Source organism: Chromohalobacter canadensis, assembly GCF_034479555.1.
Taxonomy (GTDB): domain Bacteria; phylum Pseudomonadota; class Gammaproteobacteria; order Pseudomonadales; family Halomonadaceae; genus Chromohalobacter; species Chromohalobacter canadensis.
On record NZ_CP140151.1, the window covers coordinates 1,045,549 to 1,067,872 of the forward strand.

Annotated in this window: 24 protein-coding genes; 8 read left to right on the plus strand and 16 right to left on the minus strand. The window is 63.4% G+C overall.

The features are described from left to right. Nucleotides 1–99: 99 nt before the first annotated feature. The 3 genes from astA to SR908_RS04985 are packed head-to-tail and all read right to left on the minus strand — an operon-like array spanning nucleotide 100 to nucleotide 3,418. Nucleotides 100–1,116, minus strand: a complete 1,017-nt coding sequence (gene astA, locus SR908_RS04975; protein ID WP_246919595.1) for an arginine N-succinyltransferase — start codon at nucleotides 1,114–1,116, stop codon at nucleotides 100–102. Beyond that, nucleotides 1,116–2,180: an arginine N-succinyltransferase gene (locus SR908_RS04980; RefSeq protein WP_246919592.1), complete on the minus strand. Its 1,065-nt coding sequence runs from the start codon at nucleotides 2,178–2,180 to the stop codon at nucleotides 1,116–1,118. The genes astA and SR908_RS04980 overlap by 1 nt, the downstream gene beginning before the upstream one ends. Before the next feature lie 23 nt (nucleotides 2,181–2,203). Continuing rightward, on the minus strand, nucleotides 2,204–3,418 hold the full coding sequence (locus tag SR908_RS04985) for an aspartate aminotransferase family protein (protein WP_246919589.1): 1,215 nt from the start codon (nucleotides 3,416–3,418) through the stop codon (nucleotides 2,204–2,206). A 219-nt stretch (nucleotides 3,419–3,637) separates the two neighbouring features. Between SR908_RS04985 and SR908_RS04990 the strand changes: the two genes are divergently transcribed. After that, nucleotides 3,638–4,432: an SDR family NAD(P)-dependent oxidoreductase gene (locus SR908_RS04990; protein WP_246919586.1), complete on the plus strand. Its 795-nt coding sequence runs from the start codon at nucleotides 3,638–3,640 to the stop codon at nucleotides 4,430–4,432. 129 nt (nucleotides 4,433–4,561) lie between these two features. Next, entirely contained in the window at nucleotides 4,562–5,179 is a 618-nt protein-coding gene (locus SR908_RS04995) for a class I SAM-dependent methyltransferase (RefSeq protein ID WP_246919582.1), read from the plus strand. Nucleotides 5,180–5,185: 6 nt separating this feature from the next. Here SR908_RS04995 and SR908_RS05000 read toward each other — a convergent pair whose 3' ends face one another. After that, a complete protein-coding gene (locus SR908_RS05000) occupies nucleotides 5,186–5,665 on the minus strand; it encodes a GNAT family N-acetyltransferase (protein ID WP_246919580.1) in 480 nt (159 codons plus the stop codon). 146 nt (nucleotides 5,666–5,811) lie between these two features. On the opposite strand from SR908_RS05000, the gene tsaA reads away from it, so the two are divergent. After that, nucleotides 5,812–6,570, plus strand: a complete 759-nt coding sequence (tsaA, locus tag SR908_RS05005; protein ID WP_246919577.1) for a tRNA (N6-threonylcarbamoyladenosine(37)-N6)-methyltransferase TrmO — start codon at nucleotides 5,812–5,814, stop codon at nucleotides 6,568–6,570. Nucleotides 6,571–6,626: 56 nt separating this feature from the next. Here the strand turns inward: tsaA and purC are convergent, their stop codons facing one another. The 4 genes from purC to dapA all read right to left on the minus strand — a co-directional run bounded on the left by purC (nucleotide 6,627) and on the right by dapA (nucleotide 10,191). Beyond that, nucleotides 6,627–7,337, minus strand: a complete 711-nt coding sequence (purC, locus tag SR908_RS05010) for a phosphoribosylaminoimidazolesuccinocarboxamide synthase (protein WP_246919573.1) — start codon at nucleotides 7,335–7,337, stop codon at nucleotides 6,627–6,629. A 124-nt stretch (nucleotides 7,338–7,461) separates the two neighbouring features. Continuing rightward, entirely contained in the window at nucleotides 7,462–8,253 is a 792-nt protein-coding gene (locus SR908_RS05015) for an MBL fold metallo-hydrolase (RefSeq protein ID WP_246919570.1), read from the minus strand. Between the two features lie 13 nt (nucleotides 8,254–8,266). Continuing rightward, nucleotides 8,267–9,217 carry an outer membrane protein assembly factor BamC gene (locus tag SR908_RS05020; protein WP_246919567.1) on the minus strand — a complete coding sequence of 317 codons (951 nt, stop codon included), beginning with the start codon at nucleotides 9,215–9,217 and terminating at the stop codon, nucleotides 8,267–8,269. An 89-nt stretch (nucleotides 9,218–9,306) separates the two neighbouring features. Next, complete coding sequence (gene dapA, locus SR908_RS05025; RefSeq protein ID WP_246919564.1) at nucleotides 9,307–10,191, minus strand: 4-hydroxy-tetrahydrodipicolinate synthase; 885 nt, start codon at nucleotides 10,189–10,191, stop codon at nucleotides 9,307–9,309. Between the two features lie 259 nt (nucleotides 10,192–10,450). On the opposite strand from dapA, the gene SR908_RS05030 reads away from it, so the two are divergent. Further along, on the plus strand, nucleotides 10,451–10,927 hold the full coding sequence (locus SR908_RS05030; RefSeq protein WP_246919561.1) for a peroxiredoxin: 477 nt from the start codon (nucleotides 10,451–10,453) through the stop codon (nucleotides 10,925–10,927). Here the strand turns inward: SR908_RS05030 and SR908_RS05035 are convergent, their stop codons facing one another. Next, entirely contained in the window at nucleotides 10,928–12,019 is a 1,092-nt protein-coding gene (locus SR908_RS05035) for an AI-2E family transporter (RefSeq protein WP_246919558.1), read from the minus strand. Beyond that, on the minus strand, nucleotides 12,016–12,267 hold the full coding sequence (locus SR908_RS05040) for a sulfurtransferase TusA family protein (RefSeq protein ID WP_246919556.1): 252 nt from the start codon (nucleotides 12,265–12,267) through the stop codon (nucleotides 12,016–12,018). Before SR908_RS05040 ends, SR908_RS05035 begins: the two co-directional genes overlap by 4 nt. Nucleotides 12,268–12,410: 143 nt before the next feature. Here SR908_RS05040 and SR908_RS05045 point away from each other — a divergent pair, with 143 nt between their 5' ends. Continuing rightward, nucleotides 12,411–13,856: a M48 family metalloprotease gene (locus SR908_RS05045; RefSeq protein WP_246919553.1), complete on the plus strand. Its 1,446-nt coding sequence runs from the start codon at nucleotides 12,411–12,413 to the stop codon at nucleotides 13,854–13,856. Nucleotides 13,857–14,015: 159 nt separating this feature from the next. Here the strand turns inward: SR908_RS05045 and SR908_RS05050 are convergent, their stop codons facing one another. From SR908_RS05050 to fabV, 3 genes are read right to left on the minus strand one after another with little or no spacing between them, the layout of a single operon-like run. Beyond that, the gene (locus SR908_RS05050; protein WP_246919550.1) at nucleotides 14,016–14,990 is read right to left on the minus strand and encodes a GlxA family transcriptional regulator; all 975 of its coding nucleotides are present in this window, start codon (nucleotides 14,988–14,990) and stop codon (nucleotides 14,016–14,018) included. Then, entirely contained in the window at nucleotides 14,977–15,648 is a 672-nt protein-coding gene (locus SR908_RS05055) for a DUF2959 family protein (RefSeq protein ID WP_246919547.1), read from the minus strand. The genes SR908_RS05050 and SR908_RS05055 overlap by 14 nt, the downstream gene beginning before the upstream one ends. Nucleotides 15,649–15,653: 5 nt before the next feature. Further along, nucleotides 15,654–16,859: an enoyl-ACP reductase FabV gene (gene fabV / locus SR908_RS05060; protein ID WP_246919544.1), complete on the minus strand. Its 1,206-nt coding sequence runs from the start codon at nucleotides 16,857–16,859 to the stop codon at nucleotides 15,654–15,656. Nucleotides 16,860–17,043: 184 nt separating this feature from the next. On the opposite strand from fabV, the gene SR908_RS05065 reads away from it, so the two are divergent. Then, nucleotides 17,044–17,433: a DUF7079 family protein gene (locus tag SR908_RS05065; RefSeq protein WP_246919541.1), complete on the plus strand. Its 390-nt coding sequence runs from the start codon at nucleotides 17,044–17,046 to the stop codon at nucleotides 17,431–17,433. 12 nt (nucleotides 17,434–17,445) lie between these two features. Here SR908_RS05065 and SR908_RS05070 read toward each other — a convergent pair whose 3' ends face one another. From SR908_RS05070 to SR908_RS05080, 3 genes are all read right to left on the minus strand, one after another. Then, nucleotides 17,446–17,940: a glutathione peroxidase gene (locus SR908_RS05070; RefSeq protein WP_246919538.1), complete on the minus strand. Its 495-nt coding sequence runs from the start codon at nucleotides 17,938–17,940 to the stop codon at nucleotides 17,446–17,448. Between the two features lie 65 nt (nucleotides 17,941–18,005). Next, a complete protein-coding gene (locus SR908_RS05075) occupies nucleotides 18,006–18,563 on the minus strand; it encodes an NUDIX hydrolase (protein WP_246919536.1) in 558 nt (185 codons plus the stop codon). A gap of 121 nt (nucleotides 18,564–18,684) precedes the next feature. Continuing rightward, nucleotides 18,685–19,917: an MFS transporter gene (locus tag SR908_RS05080; RefSeq protein WP_246919533.1), complete on the minus strand. Its 1,233-nt coding sequence runs from the start codon at nucleotides 19,915–19,917 to the stop codon at nucleotides 18,685–18,687. Nucleotides 19,918–20,004: 87 nt separating this feature from the next. Between SR908_RS05080 and SR908_RS05085 the strand changes: the two genes are divergently transcribed. Then, nucleotides 20,005–20,574 carry a TetR/AcrR family transcriptional regulator gene (locus tag SR908_RS05085; RefSeq protein ID WP_246919530.1) on the plus strand — a complete coding sequence of 190 codons (570 nt, stop codon included), beginning with the start codon at nucleotides 20,005–20,007 and terminating at the stop codon, nucleotides 20,572–20,574. 88 nt (nucleotides 20,575–20,662) lie between these two features. Further along, nucleotides 20,663–22,315: an acyl-CoA dehydrogenase family protein gene (locus tag SR908_RS05090; protein ID WP_246919527.1), complete on the plus strand. Its 1,653-nt coding sequence runs from the start codon at nucleotides 20,663–20,665 to the stop codon at nucleotides 22,313–22,315. Nucleotides 22,316–22,324: the final 9 nt, after the last annotated feature.

Below are 22,324 nucleotides of genomic sequence, written 5' to 3' on the forward strand. Positions count from 1 at the left end.
AAAACAGTATTCGGCCACGCTGAAAGTTCGCCATCCTTTTCCCGAAGCCCGATGCCCGTCGCTGACAGCTTATGACTTCTCACGCCCGGCGCAGCCGAGTTACGTCTCGAGCAGGCGCAAGCGGTCACCCGCAGCGATGCCGAGACGCCGGGCTTCATCCACGGTCAATGTGAGCACGCCGTCTGCGCTGGGCCCGCGGCCGATCCAGGCGGCCCGGAAGTCGCTAATACTACTCGTCGCCACCAACCAGGTCGGGCGTTCAACGCTGGCGGCCTCGTCCACGATCTCTACGGGATAGGAAGCCGAGTCGCGTACCGCGCGTACATCGTCGATATAGGCCTCCACCGTGGGGCCGCCATCGAAGATGTCGATGTAGCCTTCCCAGCGCAGCCCTTCCTTCTTGAGCATTTCCAGCGCCGGGCGGGTGTGCTCGTGAACGGCGCCGATGCAGGCCCGCGCTTCTTCGGAAAGAAACGGCGTGTAGATCGGGAACTTGGGCATCAGCTCGCCGATGAAGCTCTTCTGCCCGAGGCCGGTGAGACGGTCGGCTTCGTTGAAATTCATGGGAAAGAAGTGGCTGCCCAGGCACTCCCAGAACGCACTGGTTCCGTTCTCGTCGAAGCGCCCGCGCATCTCGGCGAGCACCTTGTCGGGGAAGCGATCGCGAAACTCGGCGATGAACAACCAGCGCGCCTTGGACAGCAAGGCGCCGTTACGATCGCACCGGTATTCGGGGCGCAGATACAGCGAGCAGACTTCGGCGTCGCCGGTATGATCGGAGCTGAGAAACAGCGTATCGATGGTGCGGTGCAGGTCGAGCTGCACCGACGAATGCGCCAGCGTGCCCAGGCGATAGTTGTAGAACGGCACTTCACGGCCGACCTGGGCCTCGATGGCGCAGCATCCAGCCAATTCGCCATTGGTATCGTCTTCGAGCACGAAGAAATACAGCCGATCGTCGATGGCGCTGCGTTCCTCGAAGGCACTGACCGCATGTTCGATCTTGGCGGCGAGGAAGTCGCGATTGTCGGGCAGCGAGGTGAACCCCACGCCGGTCTGCCAAGCCAGGGCTTGCAGATCGCCGATGTCACGGCGTTCGATGGGCCGAATGCGCATCAGGTTTCTCCCTCGTCGAACTCATCCAGGACGGTGGGCAACGCCAATGGCGCAGCCAGGACCGCGCGACCTTCCTCGACCCCCAGCAACTCGGCATGTTCAGGCGTGAGCATCAACTGCCCAGTGGGCGACAGCGCATAGCGCGCCACCAGGCAGCGAAAGCCGCCTAGCTGCTGATTGGCAATCAACGCCGGTTCGGCATCCGGCAGCACGTTGCCAGGACGCAAGCGCACCGGATGCCAACTGGCTTGGGACACGCTCTGCAGACGGTCGCGCTCGCCACGCACCACCGGTCCGCCATCGAAGATATCCACATGCCGTGAGCGCACGAAGCCTTCGCCGAGCATCTCTTCGAGGGCTCCCTCGTGATCGGGATGCTCGCGGCCGATGGCGGCACGCGCCTGAGGCGTGAGCAAGGGCAGATAGAGCGGGAATTGCGGCATCACCTCGGCGATGAAGCTCTTCGAGCGTACCCCGGCCAGCAGGTTGATCTCCTGAAATCCACGCGCGAAGAAGTGCCGCCCGACGCTGTTCCAGAACGGCGACTCGCCCTCGGCATCGAGATAGCCCGGGAAGGCCACCGCCAGAATCGATGCGAAGCGCTCCGGATACTGCGCGATGAACATCAACCGCGCGCGCCGCAACAGGCTCTCGGCGCTGGTGCCTTTGTAACGGGCGTCCAGCGACAGCGCGCACAGCAGCGTGGTCTCCGAGGTCTCGTGCGACAGCGACAGAGTCTGCACCTCGCGGCGCACGTTGAGCTGCTGCGAGGCGTGGATCAGGGTTTCCTGACGATAGGTGTAATACGCATCCATGGCGCCCGCCTGGGCACGAATGCTGGCGGTCCCCACTACCTCGCCAAGCTCGAGATCCTCGAGCACGAAGGTATAGGCCTCGTCGTCGGGAAAATCGACCTCGCGCGCCAGGGCCCGCGTCGAGCGCGCGATACGCTCCTCAAGGCGGTCGCGATGCGCCGGCAGATTGGTCAGGCGCGGCGTGGCACTGCCCGCCAGGCGCTCCAGTGCCGGCAAGTCGCGGGGTTGAACGGGGCGAACGACAAGCATGGCAATGTCTCTCGGTTGCGGGTTCATGCGTCCTGCACGAGTCGCGCCACGGCGCGTTCCAGGCGGGCCATCCCTTCACGTACTTCCGCGTCGGAGATCACCAGCGACGGCGCCATGCGCAGCACGTTGGGGCCGGCGACCAGCGCCATCAGCCCTTCTTCCATGGCCAGCGGCAGGATCTCCTTGGCACGCCCTTCATACGCCGGCGCCATTTCAGCCCCGAGCAACAGCCCCAGGCCGCGTACTTCCTTGAAGATGCCGTACTCGCGGTTGATCGCCTCGAGGTGCTCCTTGAACAACGCATGGCGATGCATGACGCCTTCCAGCACCTCGGGGGTATCAATGGTTTCCACCGCCGCCAGGGCCACCGCGCAGGCCAACGGGTTGCCACCATAAGTGGAACCATGAGTGCCTACCGCCAGCGATGGTGCCACACGATCGGTGGTCAGCATGGCGCCAACCGGGAAACCGCCACCCAGTGCCTTGGCACTGGTCAGGATGTCGGGCGTCACGCCGTAGTGCATGTACGCATAGAGATGCCCGCTGCGGCCCACGCCCGATTGCACTTCGTCGAACACCAGTAGCGCCTGATGCTCGTCGCATAGCGTGCGCAGGCCGCTCAGGAAGTCAGGGTCGGCGGGGACTACGCCGCCTTCGCCCTGCATAGGCTCGACCACCACGGCACAGGTCTCGTCGTCGATCAGCGCGCGTACGCTGTCGAGGTCGTTGTACACGGCATGCTCGATACGCCCAGGGATAGGCCCAAAGCCTTCGGAATACTTGGGCTGCCCGCCGACACTAACCGTGAACAACGTCCGGCCGTGGAACGACTGGCGGAAAGAGATGATCTTGTCCTTTTGCGCGCCGTGCGTGTCGTACGCCCAGCGACGGGCCAGCTTGAAGGCTGCCTCGTTGGCCTCACCACCGGATGAACAGAAATACGCCTTGTCGGCGAAGGACCGCTCGACGAGCGACTTGGCCAAGGCCAGCGCCGGTTCATTGGTGTAGACATTGGAGAGGTGCCACACCTTGTCGGCCTGAGTCTTGAGCGCCGAGACCAGCGCAGGATGACAATGCCCCAGTGCGTTGACCGCGATCCCGCCGGCGAAATCGATGTATTCACGCCCGTCCTGGTCCCACAGACGGCTGCCCTCGCCGCGCACCGGAATCGTCCGCTGCGGGGAATAGTTGGGCACCATGTAGCGGTCGAAATCGTCGCGGGTCGGTGACTGGGACATCGTGTCGGTCCTCCTGGGTGGGTCAACGAATACGGTAGGTTGGCATTGAGTATACGAGGATGGGCGGCACCGGGTCTTTCAGCGATGTGACGACGAATTATGAAAAGAGGTTGAGATTTGGCGTCTACGCCCCGACTAACTTGTTTGCAGGCTCATGGTCGCGTCATCACGACGCGAAGAGCCACATCGGACACACGAGGCGCTACAAGGAGACGCACCATGCAGATCGATCTCAGCGGCAAGTCCGCCATTGTCACCGGTTCCACCGCCGGCATCGGCTTCGCCATCGCCCAGGGGCTGGCCGAGGCCGGTGCCGCAGTCACCTTGACCGGACGCACCCAGACACGCGTAGACGCGGCAGTGAGCGATCTAAAAGCCGCGGTCTCGGGAGCCAATATCTCCGGCGTCGCCGCCGATCTGGGCAGCGCCGAAGGCTGCCAGGCGCTGATCGACGCACGCCCGGACACCGATATTCTGATCAACAACGTGGGGATCTTCGGGCCGCAGGATTTCTTCGAAACCGACGACGAGACCTGGGAGCAGTTCTTTCAGGTCAATGTGATGAGCGGCGTGCGGCTATCGCGTCATTACGCCCAGGGAATGAAGTCACGCGGTTGGGGCCGTATCCAGTTCCTGTCCAGCGAATCGGCGCTGAACATCCCCTCCGAGATGGTCCACTACGGCATGACCAAGTCCGCCGTGCAGTCGATTTCGCGCGGTCTGGCCAAGGTACTGGCGGGGACCGGCGTGACCGTCAACGCGGTACTGCCGGGGCCGACGCGCTCCGAAGGCGTGGTCGACATGATCGCCCAACTGGCCGAGCAGGAAGGCGTGTCCCAGGAGGAAATGGAGGCGCGTTTCGTCAAGGAGAACCGCCCCAGCTCGATCATCGGCCGTCTCGCCACTCCCGAGGAAGTCGCCAATATGAGCGTCTACGCGGCGTCACCGCAAGCCAGCGCCACCACCGGCGCGCCCTTGCGCGTGGAGGGTGGCATCGTCGACAGCATGGCCTGAACGCCACCGTATGACATGGCAGGGTCCGGCACGACGCCGGGCCTCACGTCTGCCTTGCTGCAACGCCACGTGGACGCCCCGCTGGCAACGTGCTAAGACGGCGTTATCCCCTTGCCGGAGCGCCATGTCATGCTCAACACGACCGCCTGGAACCGTCTACGCTATTCGCTATACGCACCGGTCTACGACCTGGTGGCCGCGCGGGCGTTCCGACGCGCGCGCCGCCTCGCGCTGGAGGCCGTGCATTGGCGCCAAGGTCAGCGCGTTCTGCTGGTAGGCGCCGGCACGGGACTCGACCTGACCTGCTTGCCGCGCGATATCGAAGTGCACGCCATCGATATCGCGCCGTTGATGATCGCGCGTCTCGAGGCACGTGCCGAGCGCCACGGACTGGACGTCACCGCCGCGACGATGGATGCCGCGCGACTGGCCTATCCTGATGCGCATTTCGACGTGGTAGTAATGCACTTGATCATCGCCGTCATGCCCGACCCCGAGGCCGGGCTGAGCGAGGCGCACCGCGTGTTGGGAGAAGACGGCCAATTGTGCGTGATGGACAAGTTCCAGAGCGATGCCCACCCCGCCGGCTGGGGCAGGCGACTGGTCAATGTGGTGACTTCCTTTATAGCTACCGACATCACGCGTCAGGCGCGGCCTCTGCTGGAAGGTGCCGGTTTTGTCATCGAGCGCGACACACCGGTGATGATGGGCTCGCTGTTTCGTGCGTTGCTGGCACGCAAGGCGTAACCCGCGCTAGAGCGACTTGCTGAGCCTGACGCGCGGCAAATGCTCGCCGCCTCGCGCCACCCAATCCTCACCCTGATGCGCCCAATCGCGACGCATCAAGGCATCCGCCAGCACCAGGCTGGCCTCGATTCGCATGCACGTCACGCCGCGCTGACGCATCTCGCCCTCGGCGTGCTCCAGCAAGCGACTCCCCACGCCCCGCTTAGCCAGCGAAGGCCACACATAAAGTGTCTCGATACGCCCGGCGTCGGGGTCGAGCTCGCAGAACCCCACACAGCGCCCGTCGCAGACCGCTACCAGTGTGGGATAGAGCACCTGGCGCGCCGCCCAGGCCTCGGCATCGCGCGGCAGGGCCACGACCCATGCCTCGCGTTGCGCCAGCGTGTAATAACCGGCGGCGCCCTGCATCACGGCATGGTGAAACACTTCCGCCTGGTCGGCGGCATCACGCGGCATTGCCTCGCGATAGACGATTCGTTCGATCACCGTTGCCTCCTGGAAATGGCATGCCTGGTGGACGCTCCGCGAGCGCCCAAGCCACCATGGTGATGGGCACCGCGCAGCCTACACAAGGCCTGCATGCCACGCCAGCATGTCTCGCCGCATAGACCGGCATTGGGCATAATACCAAGATGACCGATTGCGACTTCCCCCCTTCCGAGGCGTCGGCAGCTTTCACGCTCACGCCCATCGGACATATCGCCAGCGACTACCCGGACAAATTCGGCATTCCGCGCCAACCGGGGCTGGCCAGCGCTTCGCGGGCGACGCTGACGCTCTCGCCGCCGTTCGACGATCCGCTCACCGTGCGCGGCCTGGAGGCCTTCAGCCATCTCTGGCTGACCTTCGTCTTCCACCAAAGCCCTACGCGCTGGACACCGCTGGTGCGTCCACCACGCCTGGGTGGCAATGCCAAACACGGCGTCTTCGCCACACGCAGCACACATCGCCCCAATCGTCTGGGGCTGTCGCTGGTCGAGCTGGTCAAGGTCGACACGCACCACGGCGTGACACTGCACCTACGCGGGCACGACCTCGTCGACGGCACGCCCGTGCTCGACATCAAGCCGTACCTGGCCTGGGCTGAAGCGCTCCCTGAGGCACGCAGTGGTTTCGCCCCCGCGCCACCGCCGTCGCTGCCGGTGACGTTCTCGGCCGCCGCCGAGACGGCGCTGTTAGCGCGCGACGACAGCGATTCGCTACGCGACCTGATACGCCAGGTGTTGGCCCAGGACCCGCGTCCCGCGTACCACAAGAACGCACGGAACACGTCCGAGCGCCGCTATGGCGTGCGTCTGCGCGACGTGGACGTACGCTGCCACCCGAGTGCGTACGACGGCATCGACGCAATGCATGTGGAAGACATCGTCGTAACATCTTCTCCCCCATGAACGACAGCGGGGCGCCTACAGGCGCCCCGCTGGAATAGATCGAAAACGCGCGGCAATCAGAAGGTTATGCCGATGCGCCGCCCGACTTCTTCATAGGCTTCGATGACGCCGCCCAGCCCCTGGCGGAACCGATCCTTGTCCATCTTCTCGCGGGTGTTGGCGTCCCACAGGCGGCAGCCATCCGGCGAAAACTCGTCGCCCAGGGTCACCTGGCCGTCGAACAGGCCGAACTCGAGCTTGTAATCGACCAGCAGCATGTCACCGTCGAGAAACAACTGCTTGAGGACGTCGTTGACCTGAAAGGTCAGCGCTTTCATGGTCGCCAGTTGCTCAGGCGTCGCCCAGCCGAACGTCTCGGCCAGCGACTCGTTGATCATCGGGTCGCCATTGGCGTCGTCCTTGAGGAACAACTCAAAGGTCGGCGGCGTCAACGCCTGGCCTTCCTCGACGCCGAGACGGCGTACCAGCCCACCCGCGGCAACATTACGTACCACGCACTCGACGGGCAGCATCTCGAGGTTTTTGACCACGCACTCGTCGTCGGAGAGCAGCGTCTCGAAATGCGTCGGAATGCCCGCAGCCTGGAGCTTTTCCATGATGAAGGCATTGAACTTATTGTTGACCATGCCCTTGCGCGCCAGCGACTCCGTCTTCTTGCCGTCGAAGGCGCTGGTATCGTCGCGGAAGTGCAGGATCAAACGCTGCGGATCGTCAGTGCGGTAGACGGACTTGGCCTTGCCCGCGTACAGCTCGTCACGTTTTTCCATGGGGTCTCCACAATGGCCCACGCGGGGCCGTCTGGCTCTTGTCTGAGCGCGGATCGCAGGACCCGCGACGTTTTCAAAGGCTATTCAAGGCGTCGCTACACTGCCAACGACGCGCGACCTCGACTCAAGCGATGCTCTGCCAGGCGAAGCCGTGTTCCTGCGCCGATACCAACAACCGCGATTCATCGCCGGACAACAACGGCGTCAGCGCCTCCAGCGCCAGTTCGGGGCGATTGTTCTCCTCCGAGATATGCGAACACACGATACGCTGCAGGCGATCCAGCCCCAGCCGCGTCAAAAGCTCGGCGGCCTGGACATTGGCCAGATGCCCCCAGTGGCCGCCGACCCGCCGCTTGAGGTTGCGTGGGTAGGGGCCCACATCGAGCATGTGGCGGTCGTGATTGCACTCGAGAATCAACGCATCGCACCCCCGGAACGCATCGATGACGTGTTCACTGGGATGGCCGAGGTCGGTGAGTACGCCCAGATGGCGACCGTGCGCGCGGAACCGAAACTGCACTGGCTCGCGGGCATCGTGCGGCACCGTCACCGGCTCGATCTCCAGCCCCTTGATCGCGAAGCGTGACTGAGGCACCACCCACTCATGGTGCGGCACCTCACCCAAGCGCCCTGATAGCCAGGTGCCCGCGGTCAAGTAGACCGGTATCGCGTAACGCCGCGCCAGGGGCCCCACGCCCCGAATGTGATCGCCGTGCTCATGCGTCAGAAGCACGGCGTCGAGCTGGCGAGGGTGGAGGCCGAACTGCGCGAGACGGCGTTCCGCCTCGCGCATGCCGAAACCGCAATCCACCAGCACATAGGTTTCACCGTCGCTGACCAGCGTGGCGTTGCCCTTGCTGCCACTACCCAACGAGGCGAAACGTAGGGCCGACGACGCCTGAGGCTGATCTGTCATGCCGTCCGGCATCTCAGCGCAAGGTCGCCGCCACGGCGTTGAGCACTTCACGGGCAGCGCCCGAATCCACCGGGCCGCCATCTTCGCCGCTGACGTTCACCTGCGTGGTATCGCGGGTATTGGCGCTGACATCGAGGCGATAGCGCTGGGTCGCTTCGTCGCCGCCGAACCAGTCGAACCAGCCGGAATCGTCATCGCGGGCGGTGTAGTCGATCACGAACTGACCGGCGCTACGGTTCTGGTCGACCAAGGCGCCCCGTTCGTCCTCGAAGTTGTTCTCCAACTGATAGCGCAGTTCCGGCCAGGCACGTTCAAGATTCAGCGCCAGCTCGAGCTGCCATTCACCATCGTGATTCGACAAGTGTACGCGCTCATCGCTCGCCAGCGGTTGTGCCGCCAGAGAAACGCCTTCCTGGTCACCGACGTTGTCGTTCAGGTAGCGCTGCAGCGCGGCCAGGCACTGGGCTTCGTTGCCGCTGCCTTCGCAGCGCACTTCGCTGGAGCCGTCACGCAGCCCCTGACGAACACTCAACGTTCCCAGGCCGGTCTCGAGACGCCCCGCATCAACATCGGCATCTTCGACACTGGCGCCCTGCGCGGACGCGAATCCCTGCAACATCGGCCAGACACCGCCCGGCGCGGCATTGACGACCAACCAACGTTCGTCGCCGGCCTCGCGGGATTCGACGAATGCCGCCTCGGCTTCCTGGCTAGAGGCCAGCGGGCGTGGGCGTGGCACGTCGAAGTCTTCGTCCGTGGCCGCGAAATCGCTCTCGGCATCGGGCACCGGCATGGCGTTCTGGTACCGTGACGAGTCGCGCGAATCCGGCAACGTCACTGGCTCGACCATCTCGGCATCGGCGTATTCAGTGTTTCGGTCGTAATAAAAACCGGAACGGCTACAGCCACTTACGATCAGAGTGGCGCCGATGATCAGCGGCATCCATTTAAGGACGGGTTTCATGCATACACCTTCTTTATGCGTTGATCAGCCTCGAGGAGTGCCGCTAACGCCGATAAACGTCCGGGTCCTCGACGCCTCTCGACGGTTGGTCAGCCTTCGGTCACGCCAGCGAGCTGCAGGGCTTCACTCACCGTGGAGTGGTACTTGTCAGAGAGCCACGTCATCGGCAGGCGGATACCCTGCTCCGCGAGCCCCATGCGGTTGAGCGCCCACTTCACCGGAATCGGATTGGCTTCGACACCCAGCGCGGTGTGCAGCGACATGAGGCGTGAATTGATCTGATGCGCTCGTTCGGTATCGCCGGCAACGGCGGCCTCGCACAACTCGTGCATGGCGCGCGGCGCGACATTGGCGCATACCGAAATATCGCCGTGACCGCCCATCAACATGAAGTCGCACGCCGTGGGATCGTCACCGGAATAAAGCGCGAAGTTGGTATTCTTGAGACGATCGACCAACTCCTCGGCGCGCTCGAGATTGCCGGTGGCGTCCTTGAGTCCGACGATGTTCTCGATCTCTGCAAGACGGAACACGGTCTCGTTGTAGATATCCGAGCAGGTGCGACCGGGCACGTTGTAGAGAATGACCGGCAATCCTCCACCCTCGGCGACAGCCTTGAAATGCTGGTAAAGCCCTTCCTGCGTGGGCTTGTTGTAGTAAGGGGCCACCGACAAGCAGAGGTCCGCGCCTACTTCGCGCGCATAACGCGCCAGCTCGACCGCTTCCGACGTCGCGTTGGCGCCGGTACCGGCGATCACCGGAACGCGGCCGTCGACTTCCTCGACGACGCAGCGAATGACGTCGAAATGTTCGGCGAACGACATGGTGGTCGGCTCACCGGTGGTGCCCGCCGCGACGATGGCATCGGTGCCGTTGTCGAGATGGAATCCCACCAGGCGACGCAGCGCCTCCCAGTCGATATCGCCACTGACCTTCATCGGTGTCGCCAAAGCGACGATGCTGCCTGTGATCATCCTGCAGTGCTCTCCTGTGAATCGGGCCAGCGTGCCACCGGCATGCGCGGGCGATAAAAATGCGCGTATCGCCAACCGGGCGTTCCAAGCGCCGGACCGGCCTTTCCTGTCATGATGTCGATCAACGCCAAATGGTACTCAGCCAGCTTCATCCTGTACAGAAGCGGCGTGCTTTGACACGCGCGCCTGACTGCAATGTAATCTTAACCGCCCACGTTCAGGCAACGACATCTTTCACGTCAGCATTCGAGGAACCTTCATGAGCGTCAGCATCGGCCAGCATGTACCCGATTTCAGCGCCCCGGCAACGGGCGATACCCAAATCACACTATCCGAATACCGTGGCCAGCAGGTCGTGATCTATTTCTATCCCAAGGATAGTACTCCGGGCTGCACCACCGAAGGGGGCGACTTCCGCGACCATAAGGCCGACTTCGAGGCCGTCAATACCGTCATTCTCGGTGTCTCGCGAGACGGGCTGCGTGCCCATGAGAACTTCAAGGCCAAGCAAGGGTTCAATTTCGAGCTGATTTCCGACAAGGACGAGGCAGTATGCCAACTCTTCGATGTCATCAAACTCAAGAAACTCTACGGCAAAGAGCACCTGGGGATAGAGCGCAGCACCTTCCTGATCGACACTGACGGCAAGCTGGCGCGCGAATGGCGCAAGGTGAAGGTCAAGGGCCACGTCGAGGAAGTGCTCGACGCCGCCCGCGAACTCAACACAGCCTCCTGATCACTGTTCCGCCGGAGGAGACCGCAGGCCTGGGTCGCGCACACCGCGCGGCCAGGCATACACCAGCGCTTTGATCAAGGTCGCCAGCGGAATCGCAAAGAATACACCCCAAAAGCCCCAGATACCGCCGAAGAACAGCACCGCCAGGATAATCGACACCGGATGCAGGTTGACCGCCTCGGAAAACAGGATCGGCACCAGCACGTTGCCATCCAGCGCCTGAATAACGGCATAGGCCAGCAGGACGTAGGCGAGCTGATCGCCGATGCCGAAGTGGAAACCCGCGACGGCCGCCACTGGCAAGGTCGCCACCGCCGCACCGATGTACGGCACCAGCACCGACAAGCCGACGATCAGTGCCAGCAAGGTAGAGTAAGGCAACCCGAACATCCAGAAGGTAACGAAGGCCACCACGCCCACGATCAGGATCTCGATCGCCTTGCCGCGAATGTAGTTGGCGATCTGATCGTCCATCTCATGCCAGATGCGCGTCATCAGGACACGCTTCTTGGGTAGCAGGGACAGCAGAAACAGCGTCAGGCGCTCGCGGTCCTTGAGCAGGAAGAACACCAGGATCGGCACCAATACCAGATAGACGATCACCCCCAAGAGATTGCCCAACGACGCCAGCGACAGCGTCAACGCCCGCTGACCGAGCTGAGTCGCCTCGCGCCCGGCGGTGGCGATCCACCGTTCGATCTGATCAGGGGTGATCAAGGTCGGATAATGCGACTGCAAGGTATCCAGCCATGCCTGGCCACTGGCGAACATGCGCGGCGCCTCATGCACCAGCTCCACCATCTGGTTCCAGACCAACGGCATGATCACCAGGGCCAGCGCCAATAATGCACCCAGAAAGATCAGGAACACGACCAGTACCGACAGCAAGCGTGGCAAGCCGCGCCGTTCTAGCCACGCGACCACGCCTTCCAGGAGAAAGGCCAGCACCAGGGCGGTGAAGAACGGCGCCAGCATCCGGCCCAGCCAGATGACAGCGGCAAAGCCCAGCACCAGCACGATGAGCAAGACGACCGCTTCCTCATCCGAGAAATAGCGTTCAACCCACCCCTTGAAGAGGCCTTTCATCGTCATGCTGTGCTTCCTCGTTCGCCCTTGCGCAGCCAATAAAAGTAGACGCCGTCCCTTTCTTCACGCGCCTCGAGCCGGTGCGTCCCTTGCGCGGCAAAGGTCTCGAAGTCCTGCCACGAGCCCACATCAGTCGCCTGAACCTCGAGCAACGCGCCCACCTCGAGCGTCGACAGGGCCTGCTTGGCCTTGAGTAGCGGCAACGGACAATGCAGGCCACGTGCGTCGAGCATTTGATCGGGTTGCAACGCCATCTGCGCCCCCAGCGGTTCGGTAGTTGAAAACGCAACGATTTAAAGGCACTTTGCCAGTCAGTTCAATGTCGAAGACAACGGTAGCATGGCGTGCACCATGCCGTCGGCCTCTCCGCCCCGTCGCGCCATTCAAGAGGATGCCCATGCCACGTCGCTGGACGCTGCTTCCTGCCCTATGTCTCGCCCTGACATTTTGCGCCTTCGCGCCGAATGCCCTGGCACAAAACGATTACGGGCTTCCCGAGCTGGGTGGCTCGAGTGCTACCGTCTCGAGCGGTGAGGAACATCGCCTGGGGCGCGCCTGGCTACGTCAGTTCCGCGCCCAGACCGACGAGTGGCAAGACCCCATCGCGCAAGATTACATCCATGGCCTGGTGGCGCGCCTATTACCGTATGCCGGGGTCCACGACGACACTGTCATCACCCTGGTCGACAGCCGACTTCTCAATGCCTTCGCCGTGCCCGGAGGCGTGATCGGGGTCAACAGCGGCCTGTTCACCTTCACCGAGAGCGAGGATGCCCTGGCCTCGGTGATCGCCCACGAGCTCGGCCATCTGTCACAGCATCATTTCGCACGCCGCATGCAGCGCGTGGAAGAGACACAGCTCCCCACCATGGGTGCCATGCTGGTCGGCATGGTTCTCGCGGCGGGCGGCGCAGGCGATGCGGGGCTGGCTACCATGGTCGGCTCGCAAGCGGCCTTCATTCAGGATCAGCTCGCCTACTCCCGGCGTTTCGAGCAGGAAGCCGACCGTATCGGGCTGGAGGCGCTGGCCGATGCCGGCTTCGACCCGCAGGCCATGCCCGAACTCTTCCGCGCCATGCAACGCCTGGCCAGCCTACAGGGCGGCAATCCGCCGGAATTCCTGCTCACACACCCGGTCACCGAAGCCCGCATCGCCGACACCCAGGCCCGCGCCGACCAAATGCCCGCGTCCGAACCGCACGACAGCACGGCCTTCGGCCTGATTCGCGCCCGCGCCCTGCTCTCACTCAACCGCGACAATCCCGGCCAGGCCATGACCCAGCTACGTCAGGACGACCCTCCTGACGCCGCGATACGCTACCTGCAAGCGCTGATCGATGCCCACAACGGTCATACTGCACAGGCACTCGACACGATCGACCAGTTAAGCGCGGCGCAGCCGGATCTCTCGATGCTGCCGGCCAGCGCAGCTCAGGTGGCGTTCGACGCCGGCCAGCGCGATGTGGCATTGAGCCGCGCCCGGCGGATCCTGCGTTTGCAACCGGACTACCGCCCGGCGCAGCTCATCGAGGCAGAGGTCCTGCTGCAGCAAGACCCACGCCAGGCATACGACATCTTGCGCCGCATGAGCGATCAATATCCCGAGGATCCGCAAGTCTTCTCTCTGCTCGCCGAGGCCGCCGGGCGCAGCGACCGCAACCTGTGGGGTATGCTCGCCCGCGCCGAGCAATTGCAGCTGACCGGTCATATCGACCGCGCCATCAAACAGCTCGACATCGCCGAAGAGACGGCACGCAATCAGGGCGACTTCGCCATGGCCAGCCGCTTAGTTGAGCGCCGCAAGGCGTATTTGGGGTATCGGCAAACGCTCCAGAACTTCTAGGCTTTGTACGAAAACTGCCTGTGCTCGGCCATACGGCGTTAAAAATCAGCTCAAAGTACTCATTTACACCCCGTAAACTCCGCCTTTTCGCTGATTTTTGCCTTGTCTGGCCATCGCTCGCCGACTTTTCGTACAAAGCCTAAGCTCTGAAAACTGCCGTCAATGACGCGGTATGCGTTCATCGCGCGGGCTGATGCCGAAATGGTTACGGTACGCCGTGGAGAAATGCGCCCCGGAGGAAAACCCCGTGGACAAGGCAATGTCGCCGACCGCCTGTTCACTGTCGCGCAACAACTGGCGGGCCTTCTGAAGCCGCAGCTCCAGGTAGTAACGACTGGGCACCGCCTGCAGATACTTCTTGAACAACCGCTCCAGCTGCCGCCGGGAAATCCCCAGGTGTTCCGCCAGCTCGTGGGTAGTCAACGGCTCCTCGATGTTCGACTCCATCAGCGTCACCGCGTCGACCAGGCTCTGCGGGGCGTGCGAGAGACGCGCGCGCAACGGTACATGCTGAGGCTCATCCGCCATGCGGATACGCTCGCAGACGAAATGCTCGGAGACACGCTCAGCCAGCCGCGCGCCATGCTGCTGCGCAATCAGCGTCATCATCATGTCCATCGCCGCCGTGCCGCCCCCGCAGGTCAAGCGATCACGGTCGATCTCGAACAATTGATGCGAGACATGCACGCCGGGAAAGTCCCGCGTGAATGCATCGGCCCCGGCGACGTGCAGCGTGACTCGATAGCCCTCCAGTACGCCAGCGCGAGCCAGCACCTGAGTGCCGCCGGCGATGCCGCCCAGCATGACCCCGCGTGAAGCCAGCCGTTGCAGCCAGCCATGCAAGTCCGGGGATTCGCTCGCTGGCGACGGGCTCACGCCGCACACCATGAGCATGTCCAGATGTTGGACATCGCTGCCCGCCACGCTTTCCGGCGTCAACGCCAACTCTGCGGCGCTTTTCACCGCACGCCCATCGAGCCCAAAGGTCCGTGGCACATAGAGTCGACGCTCGGCCAGCAAGTTAGCGACGTGCAACGGCTCCATGGCGCAGGCCTGCGCCAGCAGCGAAAACCCCGGCAACAGCAAAAAACCCACCTGGCGGGGTGCCTCGCGGCGCTCTTCACTCCCTGACATCGAGCAACGCCTCCACCAGCGCGTCCGTCTCGCGGTCGATATGCGCGGCACGCGTGGCGAGCTCGTCCAGCGCGTCGCGCATATCAGGCATCCGATCACCCAGCGAGGCCAGGTCGCGAGCCTTTTCCTCGTGCTCGAGCAGCAGCGCGGTATCGTTGAGCGTCTCCGTCAGCGGCCGCATCTGCTCGCGCGAAGTGGCAAGCGCCTGGCGAATGTCTTCATAGCGTTCTCGGGACTCGGCCAATTGCCGCTCGCTGAGTTCGCGATAGCGATCATCGTGGTAGTCGTCGAGCTCCTCGCGCCATTCGGTGAAGACTGCCTCGGCCGCCTCATCGGCGTCATCGAGCCGCCAGGCCAGATCGCGCTGCGCGTCGTCGCTTTCCTCAAGCGCGTGCGTCAATGCCTCGCGCTCACGCGAGAAGGTACTCGGCGAGGCGGAAAGCGCCAAATCCAGACGCGACAAGGCACTGTCCAGTGCCTCTCGGGCACGTTGCTGGGCCTGCCGGGCGGCGTCGACGCGCTCCGCCAGAACCTCGCCACGCGACACGCCAAGACGCTCCATGGACGCGTAATACGGCGAGCTCTGACACCCGACGAGCAGGCCCAGCAACACGACACACATTCCCCAGCGCAACGTGCGGGACAAGCGCTCGGACACGGCGATCACAGCTGCACGACGTCGAACTCCGCTACGGGGTCGACGTCCGCCTCGTAATCGACATCCTCACGCTCAAAGCCGAACAACTTGAGAAAGTCGTGCTTGTAACCGGCGTAATCGGTCAGCGTGAAGAGATTGTCGGTGGTCACTTGCGACCATAGCTTCTTGCACGGCTGTTGCACGTCGTCGCGTAGCTCCCAGTCGTCGAGACGCAGGCGGCCCGCTTCGTCGGTATCCTGCTCTTGAGATGAATAGAGACGCTCGGCATACAGGCGATTGAGCTGATCGATGGTGCCCTCGTGCAGGCCCTTCTCTTTCATGATCTTGTAGACCATCGAGATATAAAGAGGCATCACCGGGATCGCTGCGCTGGCCTGAGTCACCACCGACTTGAGCACCGCCACATTGGCACTGCCCCCTTCCTTGGACAGACGCGCGTCGATTTCGCCGGCGGCGCGGTCCAGGTCTTCCTTGGCCTTGCCCAGCGCGCCATGCCAGTAGATCGGCCAGGTGATCTCGGTGCCGATGTAGCTGAACGCCACGCTGCGCGCGCCCGGCGCCAACACGCCTGCCTCGTCCAGCGCGTCGATCCAAAGCTCCCAGTCCTCGCCGCCCATGACGGTGATGGTATCGGCGATTTCCTGCTCGCTGGCCGGCTCTACGGAGGCCTCGGTGATGGCATCCTTGTTGGTATCGATGGCCGTGGCGGTATAGGTCTCGCCGATGGGCTTGAGGGCGGAACGCTTGAGTTCGCCGCTATCGGGCATCTTGCGTACCGGCGAGGCCAGCGAGTACACCACCAGATCGATCTGACCCAGGTCCTGCTTGATCAAGTCGATGGCTTTGGTGCGCGCCTCGTGCGAGAAGGCATCGCCATTGATCGCCTTGCTGTAAAGGCCTTCTTCCTTGGCGAACTTGTCAAACGCTGCCGAGTTGTACCACCCCGCCGTGCCCGGCTTCTTCTCGGTGCCCGGCTTCTCGTAGAAAACCCCGAGGGTCGACGCCCCGTAACCGAAGGCCGCGGTGACACGCGCGGCCAAGCCGTAACCGCTGGAAGCGCCGATCACCAACACCTTCTTCGGGCCGTTCTCCTGTTCGCTTTGCACAATATTCGCACGTGTGGTGGCAATCTGTTCGGCGACATTGCGCTCGCAGCCCTTGGGATGCGTCGTAGTGCAGATGAAGCCACGAACCTTGGGTTTGATGATCACAGAGGAAACCTCTTTGCTGACGTCATTCGTTGATCGCGGTCGCAACCGCCACGGGGAAACGCGCGCCAATGCGCGGTTTCTTTATTGTGGGGCATTCTAGCGGGTGATGGCGTCCATGTCCGCACCCCCTTGCTCGTCATGGACGAGTGGCCGAAGATGCCCCCTCACAGCGAAGGCCCAAAACATGCAAGATCCCAACGAGCTTGAAAACCTACTGGAACGCCGTGGCGCCCTATGGCTCGCGCTCTCGCCGCTCTGGCTCGAGCGCGAGCCTCGGGAACGTGAATATAGCCGCATGCTCGAGGTGGTCGAGACGCAAGGCCATACGCCTCAGGAATTGGAAATGATCTATCGGCTGGAGATGGCGCCGGTCATGTCGCGTCGCCAGATGTCGGTGGCCGGTGAGTGGCGCGCCTTCGACGAGGACCGCCTGCTGCTCGACCTGGCACGCCACACGCGTCGTCTACATGGCTGGCGCAAGGGCTTCTGGCTGCTGTTTTCCGGATTGACCACGATGATGAGCCGGCCGCGCTTCGACATCTTGATCGAACGTCTGCATGCAACCTCGCCATGAGTCATACGAGCGTCATGCCGAGAACGGAATGTCCAGTGCCCGCTCGATATCCGCCGCCATGCTGCGCGGCGAGACGCGCGGTGCGAAACGCCGGATCACATGGCCATCGCGGCCCACCAGGAACTTGGTGAAGTTCCACTTGATGGGGGTGCTACCCAGCACGCCCGGCGCCTGGCGGCGCAGCAACACGAACAGCGGATGGGCATCGCGCCCGTTGACGTGAACCTTTTCCATCACCGGAAAACTGACCCGATATTCACGCATGCAGAAGTCGCCGAATCCCTCCGCCGACTCCGGTGTCTGACGACCGAACTGATTGCAGGGAAACGCCAGCACGGTAAAGCCCTGATCGTGATAACGGCGATACAGCCACTCGAGCTCCTTGAGTTGCGGCGTATAACCGCAGCGGCTGGCGACATTGACGATCAACAGCACTTGCCCGCGCAGTGCGCGCAGATTGAAGGGCTCCATCCGGTTGGTATGGCAATCCTGGCTATATAGCGTCATGGCAGTCGCGCATTGCGTTCATCGTCGGGGATACCTCTTCATTGTCGTCCGCCTGCGGCAGGGCTTCAATCGTCGCGTGCCATCAACCAGCCTTGGGCGAGCATGCGCTCCAGCGCGACGCGACTATCCGGCGTGGCGTCTTCCAAAGCCAGCGCGGCCTCCACCGTCAACCAGGTGGCGTCGGCGACTTCATCCGCCTGCAGGACCAGCGGCCCATCGTAATCGGCCAAGAAGGCACTGCCATGAATGAAGTTACCGCCATCGGTATAACGAAACGTGAAACACGGCGTCAACGACACGCCCTCGATGCCGAGCTCTTCGGCCAGCTCACGACGCGCGGCGACATGCTCCGCTTCTCCCGCACCGACCACGCCACCGGTGGCCAAATCATGATAGCCGGGGAAAACTTCTTTGGTCAGTGTGCGGCGCTGCACGCATAGCTCGCCTCGACCATTGCGCACGAACACGTACGTCGCGCGGTGCCAGAAGCGAAAGCGCCGCATCAGCCGACGCGAGGCGCTGCCGCAGGGGCGATTGTGAGCATCGACCAGTTGGATGCGCTCATCCTTGATGACCGGCTCGGGTAGCGCCCCTGGTGTTGCGGAAGACGACAGCGTGACCATGGTGTGTCCTGTGACGTGTCGATGCGGAAAGAACTCAGCATGCCAGAGGCCGGGCATCGCGTCATGTCGAATACACTAATGAACATGTAAAAGGCCTACCCCAGACGCGTGGAGGCACACCTCAAGCGGGGCTATCGCAGGCTTGGCAACGTCGTGGCGTCGTGCGCTGCGTCAGCGCACCGATGAAGGCGGCGAGCGACAACGCCGCCACGACACCGCCATACACGTATGTCGTCGGCAGCAGCCCCATGTGCTGTGTCGCCACGCCGCCGACCATGGCCAAAAGGCTGGCAGACAAATAGCAAATGACGTAGAACGCCGCCATCAACGCCGAGCGCTCGGTGGGCGGTGCCAAAGGCATCACCGTACGCATGGCGCCCATGAACGCCGCGCCGAAGCCGATCCCCGCAAAGGCTGTGCCGCTCAACAGCACCGCCACGCTGCGCCAATACACACCTAACAAGAGCACGCTCATGCCGACGATCAAGCAGCCCGTACCGATCAGCACGGCCACACGAGGAGGCTTGGCCCGCAGCGTCAACACACTGATGGCACCCACGCAGGGCAGCAGGAACGTAATCAGACAACCGATCAGCGGGTTATGGATACCGCTGACGGTCTCCACCAGCGTAGGCCCCAGCGACAGCGAGAAGCCGCCTAGCGCCCAGGACGAGATCACCGCCGACACCACGCGCATCAGCGGCCCCCGGACAGGCGGCGGTATATAGGCACGTGGCCGCAACGAGGCCCATGCGCCCGGGCGCGGCGTCACGCTTTCACGGATGCGCCCTAGCAGCAGGCCTTGGACCATCAGCGCCACGGCCAAGAACGCGTACACCAGATGCAGCGGTGCGGGCGCATACGTTACCAAGATGCCCGCAATCAGGGCGCCGATGCCCATACCGAAGAGCGGCGCGATACTCGCCATGACGGGTCCACGCTGGTGGTCGCTATCGAGCATGGCCGCCGCCAGCGCGCTGGTCACGACACCGGTGGCGATGCCCTGCAGAATACGCGCCAGCATGAGCCACGCCAGGCTATCGGCCCAGAAGAACACTCCCAGCGATAGGATTTCGCCCACGATCGCACCCGCCACCACTGGCCGCCGGCCGATATGATCCGACAACGATCCGGACACCAGTAGCGCCACCAGCAAGGCGAACACGTAGCTGGCAAACACCAGTGTGAGCATCGTTGCCGAGAAGTGCCACGTCGTTTGATAGAGGCGATAAAGCGGCGTCGGAGCGCTGGATGCCGCCAGGAAGGTGATCATCAGGATGGCGTAATACGTCAGTTGCCCGAGGCGCGGCGCCGGGTAAGCATCCGTCGTACCCGTAGATGAAGGCGGTGTCATGATGAAGTCCATTAATGCTAAGATTATGCTTTAGTCGCAGTCTGAACTTAGCAGGCTCATAAAGCAAATATTTTGCGTTAGGTGACCATGGCCATCAAAGAAGCCGTTCGTCCCGGGGGACGCAGCGCGCGGGTGCAAGAAGCCGTGCATCACGCGGTCCGCGAGCTGCAGATCACCAAATCCCGCGAAGAACTCAGCGTGCCCCAGATCGCGAACAAGGCCGGCGTGACGCCGTCGACGATCTATCGTCGCTGGGGGAATCTTGCCGAGCTGCTGGCAGACGTGTCCCTCGAGCGCCTGCGCCCCGACGACGAACCGCCGCAGACCGGTTCCTTGGCGGGCGACCTACAGGCTTGGGGCGAGCAATATCTCGACGAGATGACCTCGCTACCCGGCCAGTGCATGCTCAGCGATATCATGGCCAGCGCCGAACGTGAACGACGTGAACGCTGCTACCTTTACAGTGAAACGATCATGGCGTGCTTGCGTGAACGTGCCGTGAAGCGCGGCGAAGCCACGCCATCGGTCGAGGACTTGATGGACGGCGTGATCGCGCCGATGACGTACCGGCTACTCTACGACCTCGATACGGCGACGCCCGCGCGCCTCAGTCGCTGGATCGCGCAGACGCTGCCAAGCGTCGACTCGCCCGACTAACCCCACCAGGGTCGCATTGACCCCGGTACCACGTCTGGCCATGCTCGAAGCACGACGCATCCCCTTGCCGTCTTCAGGAGTCGCTTCCATGGCCGATCATGCCGCTCGCACTCATCTCGCCACGCACGAGGTCACCAACCAGCCGTTGCTCGGTGGCGACCATGACCTCCTGGCAGAGGACATCGCCCTGCGTGAGACTCTGGCCCGCGAAGCCCCGGCTTGGGTCGCGACGCGCCTTGCCCCACTCGCCCGCGAGGCCGGGCGTGATACCTGGCAAGCCATCGCCGACGAGGCCAATCGCCATCCTCCCGAGCTACGTTTGTTCGACCGGCACGGGCGTAGGCTCGACGAAGTGCACTACACCGAGGCCTATCATCGATTGATGCATCTCGCCTGCGATGGCGGCTGGCAGGCGGTGGCCTGGGAACATGAAGGCAACGGCGGTCATCAAGCGCATATCGCCGCGCTGTATCTCTTGACCCAGGTCGAGCCGGGATTCTGCTGCCCGATCACCATGACCCACGCCGCCTACCCTGTGCTACGCCACGACAACGCCATACTCGAGACCTGGGGACCGCGCCTGCGGGCAAACGACTACGACCCTCGCGCCCTGCCCGCCAACGCCAAGCGCGCGGCAACCTTCGGCATGGCGATGACCGAGAAACAAGGCGGCAGCGACGTGCGCCGCAACACCACCCACGCGACACGCCAGCCGGATGGCAGCGTGCGCCTCACCGGCCACAAGTGGTTCTGCAGCGCCCCGATGTCGGATGCCTTCCTGACCCTCGCACAAGACGACGCCGGCCTCGGTTGCTTCCTGGTGCCACGCTTTCGCCCCGATGGCGAACGCAATGGCATTCAGCTGCAGCGCCTCAAGGACAAGTGCGGCAACCGCGCCAACGCCTCTGCGGAAATCGAGTATGCCGATGCCTGGGCGCACCCTATCGGCGAGCCAGGGCGCGGCGTCGCCACCATTCTCGAGATGGTCCAGCAGACGCGGCTCGATGCCGCCACTGCACCCGCCGGCATGATGCGCCAGGCAACGCTTGAAGCCTGGCGCCACGTCCAGGGCCGTGAAGCGTTCGGCAGACGCCTCGCCGACCAGCCCTTGATGCGCCGGGTGATCGCCGACTTAGCGCTGGAAACCGAGGCCAGCCTGGCCTTATGCCTGCGCACGGCCCGCGCCTTCGACGGCGCCACCAACGATGATCACGAACGCGCCCTGGCACGGCTGCTGCCCGCGCTGGCCAAGTTCTGGCACAACAAGCGCAGCTCGGCGTTCATGGCCGAAGCCATGGAATGTCTCGGCGGTATCGGCTACGTCGAGGAGGCGCCGCTCGCGCGGCTTTACCGCGAGGCGCCGGTGAATTCGATCTGGGAAGGCTCGGGCAATGTCATGTGCCTGGACGTGATGCGCGTGTTGGCCCGCCACCCGGAAAGCATCGCCGCCCTACGCCAGGAACTCGCCCTGGCACGCGGCGCGCATCCCGATTTTGACCGGGCGCTCGAGGTCCTCGAACGACGCCTCAAGGCCACGCCGGACGTGCTGGAAGCGCAGGCACGCTGGCTGACCCAGCGCCTCGCGCAATGTCTGCAAGCCGCGCTGCTGTTGCGTCATGCCCCCGCCGCCGTCGGCGAGACCTTCTGCGCAGCGCGCCTGGGCGAGGAGGCGTCACCGCTATTCGGCGTCTTGCCATCACACGCACCACTGGACGCCATTCTTGAGCGAATCGCGCCCTGATCGCAGCTT

Excerpts from the sequence above, each read along its gene's own strand:
- SR908_RS05065 (WP_246919541.1), top strand. The coding sequence starts at position 17,044 with ATGCAAGATCCCAACGAGCTTGAAAACCTACTGGAACGCCGTGGCGCC.
- SR908_RS05090 (WP_246919527.1), top strand. The coding sequence starts at position 20,663 with ATGGCCGATCATGCCGCTCGCACTCATCTCGCCACGCACGAGGTCACC.
- purC (WP_246919573.1), bottom strand. The coding sequence starts at position 7,337 with ATGGAAAAACGTGACGAGCTGTACGCGGGCAAGGCCAAGTCCGTCTAC.
- SR908_RS05050 (WP_246919550.1), bottom strand. The coding sequence starts at position 14,990 with ATGTCAGGGAGTGAAGAGCGCCGCGAGGCACCCCGCCAGGTGGGTTTT.
- tsaA (WP_246919577.1), top strand. The coding sequence starts at position 5,812 with ATGACCGATTGCGACTTCCCCCCTTCCGAGGCGTCGGCAGCTTTCACG.
- SR908_RS05030 (WP_246919561.1), top strand. The coding sequence starts at position 10,451 with ATGAGCGTCAGCATCGGCCAGCATGTACCCGATTTCAGCGCCCCGGCA.
- SR908_RS04980 (WP_246919592.1), bottom strand. The coding sequence starts at position 2,180 with ATGCTTGTCGTTCGCCCCGTTCAACCCCGCGACTTGCCGGCACTGGAG.
- SR908_RS05045 (WP_246919553.1), top strand. The coding sequence starts at position 12,411 with ATGCCACGTCGCTGGACGCTGCTTCCTGCCCTATGTCTCGCCCTGACA.
- SR908_RS05075 (WP_246919536.1), bottom strand. The coding sequence starts at position 18,563 with ATGGTCACGCTGTCGTCTTCCGCAACACCAGGGGCGCTACCCGAGCCG.
- SR908_RS05085 (WP_246919530.1), top strand. The coding sequence starts at position 20,005 with ATGGCCATCAAAGAAGCCGTTCGTCCCGGGGGACGCAGCGCGCGGGTG.
- SR908_RS05015 (WP_246919570.1), bottom strand. The coding sequence starts at position 8,253 with ATGACAGATCAGCCTCAGGCGTCGTCGGCCCTACGTTTCGCCTCGTTG.
- SR908_RS04995 (WP_246919582.1), top strand. The coding sequence starts at position 4,562 with ATGCTCAACACGACCGCCTGGAACCGTCTACGCTATTCGCTATACGCA.
- SR908_RS05070 (WP_246919538.1), bottom strand. The coding sequence starts at position 17,940 with ATGACGCTATATAGCCAGGATTGCCATACCAACCGGATGGAGCCCTTC.
- SR908_RS05040 (WP_246919556.1), bottom strand. The coding sequence starts at position 12,267 with ATGGCGTTGCAACCCGATCAAATGCTCGACGCACGTGGCCTGCATTGT.
- SR908_RS05080 (WP_246919533.1), bottom strand. The coding sequence starts at position 19,917 with ATGACACCGCCTTCATCTACGGGTACGACGGATGCTTACCCGGCGCCG.
- astA (WP_246919595.1), bottom strand. The coding sequence starts at position 1,116 with ATGCGCATTCGGCCCATCGAACGCCGTGACATCGGCGATCTGCAAGCC.
- dapA (WP_246919564.1), bottom strand. The coding sequence starts at position 10,191 with ATGATCACAGGCAGCATCGTCGCTTTGGCGACACCGATGAAGGTCAGT.
- SR908_RS05020 (WP_246919567.1), bottom strand. The coding sequence starts at position 9,217 with ATGAAACCCGTCCTTAAATGGATGCCGCTGATCATCGGCGCCACTCTG.
- SR908_RS04990 (WP_246919586.1), top strand. The coding sequence starts at position 3,638 with ATGCAGATCGATCTCAGCGGCAAGTCCGCCATTGTCACCGGTTCCACC.
- SR908_RS05035 (WP_246919558.1), bottom strand. The coding sequence starts at position 12,019 with ATGACGATGAAAGGCCTCTTCAAGGGGTGGGTTGAACGCTATTTCTCG.
- SR908_RS04985 (WP_246919589.1), bottom strand. The coding sequence starts at position 3,418 with ATGTCCCAGTCACCGACCCGCGACGATTTCGACCGCTACATGGTGCCC.